Below are 15,802 nucleotides of genomic sequence, written 5' to 3'. Positions count from 1 at the left end.
TTTTAAGGCGGGGTGAATTTTAGCCGTTGCATTGCAAAAATAACTAGCTTGACGGATACTTGTTGTTCAAAAATTGATCTAACACTGCAGTGTAAACTCTACTTTTCGGTAAATCACATTGCAGTATTCACCTTAAATAACAAGGAACGTTGCATGAAGTTTAATAAACTATTTCTCGCACTTTCAATATCTGCGCTCACCGCTTGCGGTGGTGGTAGTGACTCAAAAGAATCCGATGGCGGTGGTACAGGTGGGGTAGTTGTTACACCACCTGTTGAAACGGCGATATCGGGTAAATCAGTCAAAGGCGTAATGACAAACGCCGTAGTTAAGGTGTTTAAATACGTAGACAATGCAGCTGTAGAATTAACTGCTGCGGAATTAAAAGATTCCAATATTGTTACTGATGCACAAGGTAATTACACCTTTACAGTATTGGACTACAACGGACCAATCAAAGTCGAAGTGTCGGTATCATCAGACGCAAATTCTCCCACTACAATGCTATGTGATGCGCCAAGCGGTTGTGGTGGCGTCGCATTCGGTCAAGAAGTTAACTTAACCGCAAATGCGTCAGACTTCATGCTAACCTCAATCAGCTCTGTTGAATCAGGCACTCCAGCAAAAGTAAACGTGTCTCCTTTAACACATATAGCAACGGCCTTAGTTGAAAGTAGCACTGAAATTACGGCAGAAAGCGTTCAACAAAATGTATCAAAAGTTGCAAACACCTTCGGTATTCAAGGCAGTATCGTTGAGCTAGAGCCTACTTCGGTTAATAGTGCAAGTGATGTGGCTAGTGAAGAAAATGCAGAAGAATTACGTTACGGCTTAATAAATGCCGGTATTGCAGAGTCGCTATTTAATGGCGAGGGAACAATTACCAGTAAGCTAGCTTCGGCAACAACTGACTTGGTTGAAAATGATGGTGATCTTTTAATATCTCCCGATGGTGATGATGAATTTGAATTTAATCTAGTGGATATATTTGAAGGGGCTTCTAAAACGGCTAGCTTAGTTGCAGAAAATATTGCAGCTGACTCTTCAATAGAGAATGGTGCCGATGCAGTTACTGGCCTTACTCAATTAGAAAACAATCTAGAAAACGAATCCGCTAACCAGGTGATATTAGCCGGTGAGGAAGGCAGAACACAAGCAGAGTCTGAACAGCAAACTGAGGGCGATGCCGTTGCTAAAGCCAAAGCAATGGTGAATGATGTACGGGTTTTTGCCAACTTGTTTGATAAAAATCATTCCAGTAATCAAGGTATTCGCAGTCAAGGTGAAGCGCTTATGACGCTAATCGATGATGCAGAAGCTATGGTGCAGCTAGAAGGCGATAACTTCACCTTATTGGCTCAAGTCTCTGAAGCAATTACCATGATATCGATGGAAGATAATGGCGATAAAACCTCTTTTGATCTTGCTGAATACTTAGATCCACAAACCGGAGTGACAGGTATCGTCATTTTACAACCAGAAGATTTTATATTTTCTGTTGATGCTGCCGGTAATCAGGGTGAACGTTTAAAGCTAGCGGTTGAACTCGGTTTAGACGAGGTTGGTGATAAAATCGAGCTTACTTTGTCAGGAACGATGGAAAGCAATAATGCGAAGTTTGAAATAAAAGAAACCAGTGGTGTTTACATTGCTCTAGATAAAGTAGTTACAAAAGCGCAGTTAGAAAACGGACAATCTGATGCTGAGATAACAGGTGGTGGCTTTAAGTTGGAGCTTGCGATATCTCAAAAAGCAACAGATGCAGTTGCTAACCCAGTAATGTTTGAAGGCAAACTGGTCGCTGATTTAGTAATGGTGTCGGTTCCGACGTTAAAAGATCACTATTTTGACCAAGAGCAATATCAGTCAATTTTACTAGCCGATAATCAGCTGTTTTCACCGGAAAACGAGCAAAGCCCAATTCCAGATTCAGTTACTTTTTCTGGCGTCTTTTCTTCTGCAGAAGGGGAAAGCTTTAGTGCAGCCCTTACTTTTGATGTAGACGAAGTTGCCGCATTTGTTCCAAGTGGCTTTACAAATGGAACAGGTTCTTTGATTGATGGTTATGTAATATCTCTTGATGTTTCGCAAGATGCCAACACTTTGTCATATACCTTAAACCCAGCTTATTTTGAAGATTCAGGTACTAGCACTACGGTGTATAAAAACCTATCTGAAAACGATTTGAGACATGACAATATTACTCGTTCTTATAGTCGAATGGGTTATGTAAGCGACCGTATTACTGAAGTGCAACACATACAACACGAAACAGCGCAAGGTACAAATCTAAATGAATATAGAAAAACTGTCTTAATAAAAGTTGATTCTGATAACCCATATATTTACGTAGATTACAAAGTTGCCAGAGAGTTAGATACCGATAATGATGGTATTGCAGATATGCATGAAACCGTTTCAAAAGGCTTGTACGAACAAGAGTTATATGAAGGTGAATTTAGTGTTGAGGCATTTATTGATAGCGACGGGAATATAACGGTATTACCAGAAAAGGCCTATGAAAGTTATGATTCAGTAAATGGTCAGTTTATCGGATTGTTTGATGATTATGTGAATTTGAACTTATATATACAAGATCCTGTAGTTAGTGCCCTTGATTGGTTTCAAACCAGCTTTGAGTTAAAAACAGATAATAAGGTCTATGATCTTTGGGATACTAATTTGGGAATCGTTATGTCGGTAGAGGCCGATTTACGAGCTGTTAAAGCTGGCGCTGAAAATCAGTTGGTCGGCGGAATTTTAGTACAGCCAATTTTAAAAGATGCCATGACATTGTCTATTAATGATGCTGACACTGAGTTTTCTATATCGGTTGATGGTGGACCGCAATGGCATGTATCGTCTGTAGAAAATCAAGACGGTTATTTGTTGCAATATAATTCTGAATTAATCTCAAAACACTTTTCACAAACACACAGCCTAAATGCTTTTTCTGTTGGCTCAGACGAAAATAGTAACGCTTACACGCTATTCCGTGAGTTATTTCATGAATATAGTGATGGTTATGTTTATCGTGAAGCTTCAATTTTACTTTTAGATGCAGATGATACCAATCAAGATGGCGAAATATCGCTAGATGAATGGCACGGTTCCATAATGTATGGAAGCTATGTTGATGAGTCAGGGCAGTTAAGAGACGAACTAGGTGAAGTAGTCAATTCTGGTTATACGATTTCCCCAAGTTACGAAGACTTGAACTTTAAACAGCAATATGGAGTGAGCTTGTTTGACTTTGTTAACGAATCAAACTCAGCGAGTTCTGTTTTAGTGAAACTCCACGAATATAATCGCTCAGAGTATTACAATTACTTAAATCCATTCCAGTGGAGCAATGTTGATGGTATTGGCCAAATAGGCAAGTTTGAATTGTTAGAAGAAATGTCAACAAGCGATGTGTTTTTGCCAGGCGCAACCAATAGCTTTGATGTTTACGTGATTGAACCAGAAAACGACCAAGGGTTAGAAAGCGAAGATAACTATCTTGATATTGCCGCATCTTTATCGGTTGGAGTTGTGTTACAAGATTACGAAATAGCCTTGATGCTTTCCGGTGCACGCACTGGATTTGACGATGGCAAGTTTTCGTTAGATGTAGCATACAAAACACCGGAGTCTGAATCACAACGTTCGTTTAAAGTAATGGTTGAGTCACTAGATAGTAATTCGATTGTTGCAACAAACTCAGAAGCGGTAGTTCTGCGCATGAACGGCGAAGAAGTAGATGCTGATGATGACACTGACGTGGTAATCGGTGAAATTCGTGTTGGTGCTCAAGCCGAATTGGCAGCAGAAGTGATTCAACGTGGTTCAGCGGTATTCATTAAATATAAAGATGAAGCAGGAACAATAGAAACATTATAATTTAAAGTGTTTCAACCCTAGTGTTCCAAATGAAAGCGCCGTTTAGCATAGCTAAATGGCGCTTTTTAATGTTTAAATAAATTTTTACAACTTTATGTTATTGAAACAAATAAAAATGTTAATAAAAGAATAAGAATAATGAGAATAACAAAGACGCTTCTGGCTGTATTTTTCAGTTTAATATCTATGCAAGTGGTTGCTGAAGCTATTAGCGACGAACGACACCTAGACGACCAGCACGTAAAAGCCTATCAAGTAGAGTTTTACGCTGACAGTTTTAATGCGACAAATATCCAGCCAATCAAATCTATTTTGGATGATCATTGGCGAGAGAGAGTTAATGACGACGCTGATTTCGGTGTATCTCAGTCGAGAATTGGCGTTAGCTTAAAACACAATAATTGGCTCATCGCCCTAGAAAGTCGAAATGATCATTTTTTAGTGACTAATCCAACTTCCGCATCGCTTTATCAATATTCAAAAACGCAATTTCCTGATGAGCAAACAGATTATCATTTAGATATCCAATATAAAAAATTACAGGCCAAAGGCATCAAACTTGGTTATCAATGGTCGGTCTCTAACAACTTATCAATCACTAATGTGTTTGGGCTATGGCGACCGTCAGAGGTGAGAGTTAGCGAGCTAACTGGGCAAATACAATTCGACGAGCGAATAACCGGGCAAGCGCAATTAGAGGAATGGTATAGCCATAAAAACTTGCTAAAGCGACCTGAAGACAAAGCTTGGAATCAAGGTCATGGTTACTCTTGGGATATTGATTTAATGTGGCGGCCGATAAGTCAACTCACCATACAAGCGTTAGTAAAAGATGCATACAATCACGTTAAATTTGATGATGTAGGCTACAGCGCCGGTGCGTTGAATAGTGAAACCACGTTTAGAGATGAGAATAATATTTTACGGTTTAATCCAGCTTATTCAGGTGTAGAGACCACTAAATCATTGAGTTGGAAGTTACCTAAAACCATTTTAGTTAATCTTGAGTATAACAATGAGCAGACCTTGTATTTTGTGCAACATGAAAAGCGCTCACTCAACTTGGTGACCTTAGTTGGGGTAGGTCGAAAGCTAAATAACGGCGTAATTAAAGCCGGGTTCGACCTACAAAATAGCGCAATGTACTTCGCATACAAAAATGACTGGTTTAGCACTGCAATTCAGAGTGATGACTTACGACTTAATAACGCTGAGGTGTTTCGACTTTCAATGAATATTAACTTTGCATTTGGTGGCTAGTCGTTTCGATAACATCATTATTTTACGGGTTAAACATGATTGTTAAGGGATGACAGTGACATTAAATCAGCGTAAGTTATTGTTAACGGAATAAAATAAATCTAAGGAGCTTATTATGTTAGCTGGCGCTATGATGAATGCGGATCTTACAATCAACTCAATCATGTCTTACGCTAGAAAGGTATATGGAAACGTTGAGATTGTATCTGTTACCCACGATCACGACCGATTCAAATATACTTATAAAGACGCATTTAAACGGGTAGATAAATTAGCCAATGCTCTTAAAAAGTTTGGCCTGCAGCGTAGTGATCGAATTGCAACCATAGCCTGGAATGATCATCGTCACTTTGAGCTTTATTACGCTGTTTCATGCTCGGGTTACGTTTGTCATACAATTAACCCTAGATTATATGCTGATCAATTAGAATACATTCTCGAACATGCCAACGATAAAGTCGTGTTTGTCGATAAAACGCTCCTTCCTGTACTTGAGCAGGTAAAAGATAAACTGTCAGAGCTGGTGGCAATTGTGGTCTTATGTGAACAATTGGATTTACCGGAATCTGACCTGCCATTATTGTCATATGAAGCATTAATAGCCAACGAGCCAGCGAGTTTTGACTACCCTGAGCTAGATGAAAATGCCGCAAGTTCGCTTTGCTACACATCTGGTACAACCGGTAATCCTAAAGGTGTGTTATACAGCCACCGTTCAACCGTGTTGCATAGCTTTAGTATTGCTATGCCTAATAGCATGTCCATTGGGAATAACGAAGTCATAATGCCGATTGTGCCAATGTTTCACGTAAATGCATGGGGCTTGCCATATGCTTGTCCTATGTCGGGGGCCAAGCTGGTATTCCCAGGTAATAAAATGGCAGACGGCGCAACGTTAACCGACCTTATTAATACCGAAAATGTCACTATGTCGGCCGGCGTACCAACCGTATGGTTGGCATTACTGAACTACTTGAAGCAGTCTGGAAAACGCATCGAGTCAGCCAAGCGTTTTATCGTTGGTGGTGCAGCTTGTCCACTTGGATTAATGAAAGGATTTGCTGAGTATGGCGTTGAAATGCAACATGCTTGGGGAATGACGGAACTAAGTCCATTAGGTACCATTAATGTGCTTAAACCTGAGTTCGCGGATTGGGATGAAGGCCAACTCGATGGGATACGAGCCACACAAGGCTTACCGGTTTACGGCGTAGAAATGAAAATAGTTGACGATGAAAATAACGAGCTTCCGTGGGATGGAGAAACCTCAGGAAACTTGAAAGTAAAAGGGGCATGGGTGTGTAGCAGTTACTTTAATCAAAAGGACTCAGAGGCTCATGACAATGACGGCTGGTTTTCCACTGGCGATGTCGTTACCTTTGATAAACATAGTTATATGACGGTAACCGACAGATCTAAAGATGTAATAAAGTCGGGAGGCGAATGGATTAGTTCGATAGAACTTGAGAATATCGCAACGGATCACCCAAAAATTCAAGAAGCCGCTGTGATAGGTATTCCGGACCCTAAGTGGACCGAACGTCCCGCTGTATTTGCGATTAAAGCCAGTGGTGCCAATATCTCTGAACAAGAGTTATTAGCAAGTTTTGAAGGTAAAACAGCGAAATGGTGTATACCAGAAAAAGTAACCTTTGTAGATGAGTTGCCACATACAGCAACAGGCAAGCTAGATAAGAAAAAACTTCGCCAGCTATACCTGTAATCCTATTACCGCTTATTTTATTAAGTGAAACTTGGTTTGTCGGCCATTTAAGTAAATAACTTTTTGGCCGTCAAATACCGCTTCTTCTTCCAACATGATACGAATTTCCTTATTCCACTCAGAAATAAAAGTGGCGGCATTTAGTTCTATAGAATAAGCCGTATTCGCATACAGAGGATAATCCCCTCTAACTGGAACCCCGCCTTGTGAATCCCACATGCCAATAGTTGGACCTGCTGCATGGCCATGATAGCCAATTGGATGGGTATAAATGGCAGGTTTTAAACCCTCATTAATTACTTTTTCACGGGCCGTTTTTAAAATTTCATTACCTGTACGGCCAAGTTTAAATTCATTAGTGAAAATATCTTGAACACGGTTAGCATTGGCTAAGGCTTGCTTTAAATATTGAGGAGCGTCTTTTTCTCCTGGCCTTAAAACATAAGCATGTTGCTGTTGGTCTGAGTTTAAGCGTAAATAGGTGATGCCAAAATCGACATGTAATAAATCACCCGGCATAATCAACTGACCGGCAGGGCGGTCGCTAAAGGCCTTTAATTGGTCAAAGCTTTCGTTGTCGCTGCGTTGAATAGAAACAGTTGGGTGAAACCAGTTGGTGAGACCCAAACGACGACTTTCATTTCTTAACCACCATACAACATCATCGGTTGTTGTTTTTCCGGGCGTTACCACTTTATTAGAAAAAGCCTTGGCAATAATTTGGTGACCAATTTTAATCAGCTCTGGGTAGTAAGCCATTTCTTTTGCGGTTCTGGTTTCTAGCCAAGCAACAGCCAGCTTTTCTGCACTGGTAACCTTGTTCGCAAGATCAGTTGGTAAGGCTTGGATAAATTCAGTTTTATCGGTAACGGTAATACCATCTGCCAAGGCAAAGTGAGTACTTTGGTTAATACCAATTTTTTTCGGGTTCTTGGCTTTTATTAATTCAAACAGTCCTTGCCATTGGTTAGGCGTTTTTTCTTTGTCCCATGCTTTTTCAAACAGGTTACTAACACCATATCGAGCAACGGCATATCGCTCTACGCTCTCACCATTATCAAACAGTACTAAAATGGTTCTTCGACGAGCACTAATCCAAGTCGCAGGTAACATTGTTTTTAATACGGGATCTTCGTTGTACTCTCTTGAGATAAGCACCCACATGTCAATACCTGAGCGTCTCATTAATGAGGGTAAGGTGTTTTCTAACTTATCTAGCAAAAGTGAATCAATAATTGCCGCTCGTTTTTGCATCGTAAATATTTTAGATGATGTCGATTTTTCATCGGCACTCGCTGGTTTAAAAATAAATACAGAGGCAAAGATTAATGTCATCATAAATATGACAATTAGCTTAAAACGTTCCATTTTATTACCCTCTTGTTATCAAACAAAAAAAACTATACCTAAGCTAACGGATATAGTGACAATAATAAATAACTTTCTATTGAGCATTCTAGTCGGAGCGATTAACCTGTATGCAGGAATGTTTTTGCAAATTGGATGATTAAAGTGAATAACAAATTTATAAAACTAGCGGTATCGGCGGTATTGGCAACTGCGATTGTTGGCTGTGGTGAAAAGTCGAGTTCTGAATATGTCGCATCGGCAAATACAGCACTTAAAACGAACGATTACAAGACGGCTATTATTGAACTGAAAAACGCGATTAAGCAAGAGCCGGAACAAGCTGAAGCTCGATTTTTATTAGGTGAAACATACTTAAAGTTAAGACAGTATGAATTTGCCGAAAAAGAGTTAGAGCGGGCGCTAGAGTTTGGTTATTCGCCTGAAATGGTTATTCCATTATTATCAAAAACATATCAAAAAAATGGTGCCAATAAATCACTGTTTAAATTAACTAGTAAAGCCAAAGGCCTCAAGCCGATTGATTTAGCACAATTGAAGTTCTTTCAAATTCAAGCCTACGTAACGGCAGGAAACGATACAAAAGCCCAAGCATTAATTGACGAATTAAAGGGGATCTCAGGTGGCGGTCCGTTTGCTAAATTAGCCTTTGTTTATGATCTTATTTTAAAACAACAACTAGACGGCGCGGTAAGCCAACTTGACCAAATACTAACGACGTATAAAAACCAACAAGATGCGCTAAAAATAAAAGCAAATATCCAATTACGATTGCAGCAAGGTGAGGCCGCCGCTGAGACTTATGCTCAATATATTGAAGCCTACCCAAATGAAGCTGAAGTAAAATACGTATTAGCGCAACTTTATAGCGACCTTGGTCAGCCACAAAAAGCCGAACCACTGGTTACCGAACTTTTAAAAAGCTACCCAAAACAACCCGTATTACTGCAAATTAAATCAACAGCATTACTGCAAAAGCAAGATTATGCCGGTGCCTTTGAATATGCAGAAAAATCATTAGCAATAAACCCAGAAGATACAGCTACACGCTTAATTGCAGGTGTCAGCAGTTACTTGAACAAAAACTTTGAAAAAAGTGAATCGCATTTATCGCTGGTGGCCAGTTTGCTGCCAGCTAATCATCCTGCGTTAAGAATGTTAGCGGATTCACAAATTCGCCTTGGCCGCGCACTTGATGCAAATGAAACGGTTCAAATGTTTGATGACATATCGGAAAGAGACTCAGGCTTAATGTCAGGCCTAGGGCAGGCATTATTAAAAGATGGCGAGATTAAAAAAGCGAAAGAGATACTCAATAAACAACCTGACACATTAAACTCGCCTTATGCGCTTGCCGGACAAGCCACACTGAAACTATCGTTAAACGATGTTTCTGGTATCGTTGATTTAGAGCAAGCCTTAGCAAAAATGGAAGCGACTCAAACTCCGTTGGCGACTGAACAGCTTGAGCTTACGTTAGTGCAAGCGTACATGTCGACTAAGCAGTACGATAAAGCGCTAGAGGTCGCACAAGCGTGGCAAAAGGATAGTGAATTAGCGGTAAAAGGTTGGATGTTAGCGGCAAAAGTACATGCTATTCAAGGCAATACCGTCGAAGCCCAAAACGCTTTGCAGCAAGGCTTAAAAATTGAACCGACTAACACGGTAATACAGTTTCAATTAATAGAATTATTGCCAACTAAGACTGAACAAGAAAGACTCGAGATGTTGGCTAAATTGAACCAACTCCTGAAAGATACACCGAGCTTTTTACCAGCAGTATCAAAGCACTACGTACTTACGAAAGTATTGAAACAGCCAGAATCGATGACAGCTCATGTTAAGCAGCTAATTTCGGAAAATGACAGCAACGCCATTTTACATATAACATTAGGGCGATTATACACAGCAGAAGGTGAGTTTGATCAAGCACTTGCATCATTTCAAAAAGCAAAAACAATTAATAGCTCACCGGCACCTTATTGGGAACTGTTAGCGAATGCTTATATTCAAACCAAAAATATAGAGGGCGCTAAAAACCTTTATCAACAATGGTTTGATGCACAACCTAATAATCCTAAAGCCATCATTGGAATGATGAAACTGTACGACAGTACAGGTGAGTTAAATAAGGCAATTGAATTAGCCGATCATTACTCGAATGAAGTTGGCGGTAAAGACTTCGAAATAATTGCATTACATGCATACGTGTTAGCAAGAGCCGGAAAATATCCCTTAGCAAAAATTAAAATTGCCGAATTGCCACAGCAAATACAAGCATTACCTTTTGTTAAAGGAACCACAGGACTTATTCAGCTTTCAGAAGGGGATTTAGGCAACGCGGTTAGTAATTTGTCTTTAGCATATAAAGCAAACCCGTCGCCGATGAATGCAAACTGGATGATCAATGCAATCGCTCGTCACCAAGGCATTGATGCAGCGATAGCCGCGACAAAACAACACATTCAAAGTCTTCCAACTGACGAGTTAAACATTTTGCGCTACGCACAAATGCAAACATCGCGAGATGAGCCTGAAGCTAAATTGTATTATCAAAAAGCGCTTGAGTTAAATCCTAAAAACTTTGTCGCACATAATAATTTAGCCTATCTTTATTCTCAGTCTAAAGATTACAAATTGGCGTTAAGCCATGCACAAAAAGCATTAGAAATGCGTCCAAATGATGGTCGCGTGTTAGATACGATAGGCGCTATTGAACTCAAATTAGGCAACTACGAAGAAGCGCTAAAGCATTTAGCTGCCGCTGTAACTGATAAAAATACTCAAAGTACAGATGATGTGTTTGTTAATTACGTCGAAGCACTGTATGCAAATAAAGAGTTTAAGTTAGCAGAACGTAAAATTTCACAATACACCTTTAAAAAATCAACAACAGAAACTCGACTAGAAAAGGTAAAAGCAAAGTACTTATGATCAAAGACATATCGGATTTAAAAGCCAAACTAGAGCACATATTAATATCTAATCAAGGATGTTTTAAATCCGGTAAAGTTGCAAACTACATACCTGCATTAGCCGAAGTACCAGGTGATTTAGCAGGTGTTGCGGTTGCAACAATCGACGGTAAGCTTGTCTCAGCAGGTAATGGCGACTTACCGTTTTCTATACAAAGTATCTCGAAGGTGTTTGGTTTGGTTTTAGCTATGAACCGGCTAGGCGACGAGCTTTGGCAGCGCGTTCATATGGAGCCGTCTGGACAACCATTTAACTCTATAATCCAGCTAGAGTGGGAAAAGGGCATCCCGCGAAACCCGGTAATTAATGCTGGTGCCTTGTTAGTATCCGACGTGTTAGTGAGTCACTATTCTGCTAGTAAGTTGAGCTTTGTAAACTTTATGAGAACGTTAGCAAACGATGACTCTATCCACATTGATCACGCTGTTTACGAGTCTGAACTTGAACATGGCAGTCGTAATGCTGCTTTAGCTTATTTGATGAAGAGTTTTGGTAATATTGAAGCTCCAATTCCAGAAGTATTGAGTCACTACTTTACACAATGTTCCGTAGCGATGAGTTGCGAGCAATTGGCAAGAAGCCTTTTGTTTTTAGCTAACAAAGGTAAAGATCCAATAAATAATCAAACCATTTGTTCTCGAAAAGATACACATAGGGTTAACGCAATTTTATCTACCAGTGGTATGTATGACCAATCCGGTGAGTTTGCATTTTCAGTGGGCTTGCCAGCAAAAAGCGGCGTTGGTGGCGGTATTGTTGCTATCGTGCCCAATTATGGTGTCATTTGCGCTTGGAGCCCACCGTTAAATGAGTTTGGTAACTCAGTCGTCGGTATGAAAGTCGTCGCCAATATTGCGGAAGAGCTAGGTCTATCCATATATTAAACATGTAAAAACTCCATACGTGTGTTTATGTCCAGTTATTGAACTTCATGTAAATATCAGTAAATTAGCGGCCTAGGAACGACGAGGAACAAGGATGTTCACCTAATGCCCAGCTAACAGCGAGTTAAGTAGTATGCTTAAACTAGCGGGGCTCAAACCGACTTCAATTAGAAATATTAGGTTTCCTAAAAAGGAACGCTGTCGTTCATTTCCATAACGGGAGTTGGTGGTCTAGATTTAGGTCCAGACAATGTGGTCTCCACAGAGTTTTTATGTTCGGGTGATTGTGAGGTGGCCGCCTTAGGACTGAGCATTTGCATTTGACCTGTCATGTCAACAACAACTTCAGTGGAATATCGCTCAACACTATTTTGATCTGTCCATTTCCGAGTCTGAAGTTTTCCCTCAAAATAGACATGGGAGCCTTTAGTTAAATATTGTTTAACAACGTCAGCTAGCTTTCCAAAAACAGAGACACGATGCCATTCTACTTTTTCTTTAATTTCACCAGTTGTTTTGTCTTTCCAGCTTTCATTTGTCGCTAAACTTAAGTTCGCTACACTATTGCCGTTTGGTAGTTGTTTTACGTCAGGGTCATTACCTAATGTGCCCACCAAAATTACTTTATTTACGCCTCTAGTCATGGTTATCCTTGATACATTAATTGTTAGATAACCATACTAGTGAATTTAGATAAAAGGCAATTTAATAGTTAAAAACTGATCCTTATCTTATACCTTTGGCGGGGATTAGCTCGGTTTTACGATTTCAAAACCCTGGTCTTGCCAATCTTTCATACCGCCAGCAACAGATGTTACTTTACTAAACCCTAGTCGCTGCAATGCTTCTGTAGCAAATGCCGAGCGCCCGCCCGATTGGCAAACTAGGAATAGCTCATGCTTATTTAATTCTTTCATCGCTTGCAGGGTATCGCATTCATAACCTACGGCAGGGTGAGTATGAATTTTCATTTCAAGTACGCCTCGTGGAAAATTAACCGACGTTGCTATATGACCACTTGCGTATTCACCTGGCTCACGCACGTCAATAACGATTGTCTCTCCGTGTTGAAGCTTATCTTTTAGTTCTGCAGTGGAAATTTCGTTAATAGTCTTTCTTACTTCTGCAACTAACTCTGGTGATGTTTTCATATCGATCCTTTAATTGTAAATGATAGATTTAATTAGCTGTTACTAATATAAGTGCTTGATTAATCAATTACTAGTTTAGTTGCAATTTTTATCATTGGAATTGTTTAAAAAGCACACTTTAAATCTAAATGCGAATTATTATCATTTACATCTGGGTGGTTTTATCCTATTCTCCACTTCGTTAAGTCAGCAACGATGTTTTGGAACGGAAATGAAAAAAACAAACAACAGTAAAAACAAGTATCTTGGTGAACAAGTTAATTTAGGCGCACAAACACTAGCCGCGTCATTAATGTTAGGTTCGACAGCACTATATGCGGCACCAACTGATGTGCAGTGTGAAGTCAATAAAGATAAGCAATGTGAATCAGCAGAGGCGATAGAGCGTATTGAAGTACATGGCGTAAGAAACTCAATCTACCATGTTGATAAGTCGGGTGATTTACGCAGAGTCAATGATTTAGTTAAAACCCCTCAGGTCATTAATATTCTGACTCAAGATCAAATTCAAGAGTCAGGTAAAACAGATTTAAAAGATATTTTGTCTGCCCAGTCTGGAGTTACGCTTGGCACAGGCGAGAACGGCAATGCATTCGGCGATCGTTATATTATTCGCGGTCACGAAGCTAGAAGTGACGTGTTTGTAGATGGTTTACGTGATCCAGGCATGACAACTCGAGAAAGCTTTGCCACAGAGCGTGTTGAAATTACCAAAGGGCCAAGCTCAACGTTTGCTGGTCGCGGTTCATCAGGCGGTGCGGTTAATAGCGTAACTAAACAAGCGTCAACATCTTATAACTTTGGTCGTGTAGATGGCAGCGTAGGTAGCGATGATTACTACCGTTTAACAGCCGATTACAACCTATCTATTAGTGATGATACAGCCGTACGAATAAACGCACTTTCTGCCGATCAAACTAAGCCTGGTCGTGATGGAATTACTAGTTCACGTCATGGAGCACAATTATCAGGCGTTCATCACGTTAACGATAAGCTCAACTTTATTGCGGACTTTTACTATTTAAACGCAGATGATCGTCCTGACTTAGGTAGCTATTTTGACAGAGATACACGTAAACCAGTTGCAGATATTCCTGTTTATGCACAACAAGAAGACTTTCTAGAATCAGAAGTATCCACTTTCACTTTGCGTACAGAATATGAAATTGATGACAATACAAGATTTTATAATACCACTCGTTTTGGTAAAACCGAGAATGGTTACATTACAACGGGGGCTAGTGGCACGAGTCGTCATGAGAGTGACCTATTAGCGCCAGGTGCGCAAACAATCAGAATCAGTACCCATCAAGGTTGGCAAGAAGTAGAGTATTTTGCGACACAGTTTAACCTAATTGATACGGTTTCGGCATTAGGTATGAAACATAAACTGGTTTACGGATTAGAGTTTACTAACGAGTCAGTAGACAATGGGTTTTATGAATACTCAATAATGGGCGATAGCAATTGTCGAATATCAGGCCGAGGCGGTGTTTCAGATGGTCATTGTATTTTAGATGCTAATGGTGCTTTGTTAAAAAACGCCACCCACCTTTTACAACGTGAATACACCAAAGCGGATACCGACGCATTATTTGATATTGAAACCATTTCTGCTTACGTTATGGACACGGTTGAATTGACTGACGCAACCCAGTTATTCTTGGGACTTCGTCAAGATAGCTTTGATTATAGCAATGACACCAGTGGACGTTCAGGCGATGTACTATATGAATACTCAGATACTATGTATAACGGACATATAGGTTTGTTGCACAGTATTACTGAAGATGGCAACGTTTATATTAACTTTAGTACCGCAACAAATATTAATGGTGGCGAGTCGGACCTTGGTGCCAACTGCGGTTATGGCGGCATTTGCGGAGATCCAGTCCAAGCTCAACAGGCTGATCCTGAAATTGTTGAAAACATAGAAATTGGTACTAAATGGCAATTGTTTGACCATAAATTTATGGCAACGGCTGCAATTTTCCAAATGACCAAAAGCGATGTTATGGAAAGTGTTGGTGATAGCTATTCAACTTTAGGAACTCTAAACACGGGTAAAAACCGAGTAAAAGGTGTGGAGTTTGGTTTAGTTGGTGATATTAACGAACAAATAAGCATGCAATTTTCTGCAACATCTATGTCGTCAGAAGTGATGGAGTCTTATAACGAAGATAATGTTGGACTAACATTAAGTAACTTTGCAGATAAGAGTTTATACCTGCAACTTCGTTATCAGCCGACGGAAGACTTTGCTTTCGGTGGTGACTATTCTTATCAAAGCGAAATGTATGGCGGTCAGCCAGATACGGCGGCTAGTTTTGATGCAGCAAATCAACGCTACTCAATTGTTGTTCCGAGCTATCAAGTCGTTAATTTATTCGCGAACTACAATATGAGTAAAGACGTCACTTTACGTTTAAATATTGGTAATGTAATGAACAAGGAATATTGGACTGCGGCTTATCGCTCAGGTGCATTTATGTACCTTGGAGATGCGCGAAATGTTCGTTTTACAATGAATTACCAATTCTAAACGAACTTAATAAACC

The 15,802-nt window shown here is 39.9% G+C and carries 8 protein-coding genes and 1 pseudogene; 6 read left to right on the top strand and 3 right to left on the bottom strand.

What is annotated here, in order from left to right:
• Nucleotides 1–153: 153 nt before the first annotated feature.
• The 3 genes from J9318_RS10515 (at nt 154) to J9318_RS10505 (ending at nt 6,865) form a co-directional block, all read left to right on the top strand.
• Nucleotides 154–3,882: a hypothetical protein gene (locus J9318_RS10515; RefSeq protein ID WP_210559884.1), complete on the top strand. Its 3,729-nt coding sequence runs from the start codon at nt 154–156 to the stop codon at nt 3,880–3,882.
• A 138-nt stretch (nt 3,883–4,020) separates the two neighbouring features.
• The gene (locus J9318_RS10510) at nt 4,021–5,142 is read left to right on the top strand and encodes a hypothetical protein (RefSeq protein ID WP_210559883.1); all 1,122 of its coding nucleotides are present in this window, start codon (nt 4,021–4,023) and stop codon (nt 5,140–5,142) included.
• Between the two features lie 115 nt (nt 5,143–5,257).
• Nucleotides 5,258–6,865, top strand: coding sequence for a long-chain fatty acid--CoA ligase (locus J9318_RS10505; RefSeq protein WP_210559882.1), 1,608 nt, complete (start codon nt 5,258–5,260; stop codon nt 6,863–6,865).
• Between the two features lie 12 nt (nt 6,866–6,877).
• Here J9318_RS10505 and J9318_RS10500 read toward each other — a convergent pair whose 3' ends face one another.
• Nucleotides 6,878–8,200: a M24 family metallopeptidase gene (locus tag J9318_RS10500; RefSeq protein WP_244732073.1), complete on the bottom strand. Its 1,323-nt coding sequence runs from the start codon at nt 8,198–8,200 to the stop codon at nt 6,878–6,880.
• A 177-nt stretch (nt 8,201–8,377) separates the two neighbouring features.
• Between J9318_RS10500 and prsT the strand changes: the two genes are divergently transcribed.
• The gene (gene prsT, locus J9318_RS10495) at nt 8,378–11,167 is read left to right on the top strand and encodes an XrtA/PEP-CTERM system TPR-repeat protein PrsT (RefSeq protein ID WP_210559880.1); all 2,790 of its coding nucleotides are present in this window, start codon (nt 8,378–8,380) and stop codon (nt 11,165–11,167) included.
• Nucleotides 11,164–12,093 (top strand): glutaminase, encoded by a 930-nt coding sequence (locus J9318_RS10490; protein ID WP_210559879.1) that lies wholly within the window; start codon nt 11,164–11,166, stop codon nt 12,091–12,093. Before prsT ends, J9318_RS10490 begins: the two co-directional genes overlap by 4 nt.
• A gap of 281 nt (nt 12,094–12,374) precedes the next feature.
• Here J9318_RS10490 and ssb read toward each other — a convergent pair.
• Nucleotides 12,375–12,737, bottom strand: a pseudogene (gene ssb, locus J9318_RS10485) (single-stranded DNA-binding protein); the annotation flags it as partial.
• Nucleotides 12,738–12,842: 105 nt separating this feature from the next.
• A complete protein-coding gene (locus tag J9318_RS10480) occupies nt 12,843–13,244 on the bottom strand; it encodes a rhodanese-like domain-containing protein (protein WP_210559877.1) in 402 nt (133 codons plus the stop codon).
• A 211-nt stretch (nt 13,245–13,455) separates the two neighbouring features.
• Here J9318_RS10480 and J9318_RS10475 point away from each other — a divergent pair, with 211 nt between their 5' ends.
• Entirely contained in the window at nt 13,456–15,786 is a 2,331-nt protein-coding gene (locus tag J9318_RS10475) for a TonB-dependent receptor (protein WP_210559876.1), read from the top strand.
• The last annotated feature ends 16 nt before the right edge of the window (nt 15,787–15,802 follow it).

It is taken from the genome of Psychrosphaera aestuarii (assembly GCF_017948405.1).
In the GTDB taxonomy this organism is placed as follows: domain Bacteria; phylum Pseudomonadota; class Gammaproteobacteria; order Enterobacterales; family Alteromonadaceae; genus Psychrosphaera; species Psychrosphaera aestuarii.
Note: the sequence above shows the minus strand (reverse complement) of the source record. Positions and strands in the feature narration are given on the sequence as shown.

Bases quoted from the DNA above. Each gene is read 5' to 3' on its own strand.
- J9318_RS10510 (WP_210559883.1), top strand. From the start codon at position 4,021: ATGAGAATAACAAAGACGCTTCTGGCTGTATTTTTCAGTTTAATATCT.
- J9318_RS10475 (WP_210559876.1), top strand. From the start codon at position 13,456: ATGAAAAAAACAAACAACAGTAAAAACAAGTATCTTGGTGAACAAGTT.
- J9318_RS10490 (WP_210559879.1), top strand. From the start codon at position 11,164: ATGATCAAAGACATATCGGATTTAAAAGCCAAACTAGAGCACATATTA.
- J9318_RS10505 (WP_210559882.1), top strand. From the start codon at position 5,258: ATGTTAGCTGGCGCTATGATGAATGCGGATCTTACAATCAACTCAATC.
- J9318_RS10480 (WP_210559877.1), bottom strand. From the start codon at position 13,244: ATGAAAACATCACCAGAGTTAGTTGCAGAAGTAAGAAAGACTATTAAC.
- J9318_RS10500 (WP_244732073.1), bottom strand. From the start codon at position 8,200: ATGACATTAATCTTTGCCTCTGTATTTATTTTTAAACCAGCGAGTGCC.
- J9318_RS10515 (WP_210559884.1), top strand. From the start codon at position 154: ATGAAGTTTAATAAACTATTTCTCGCACTTTCAATATCTGCGCTCACC.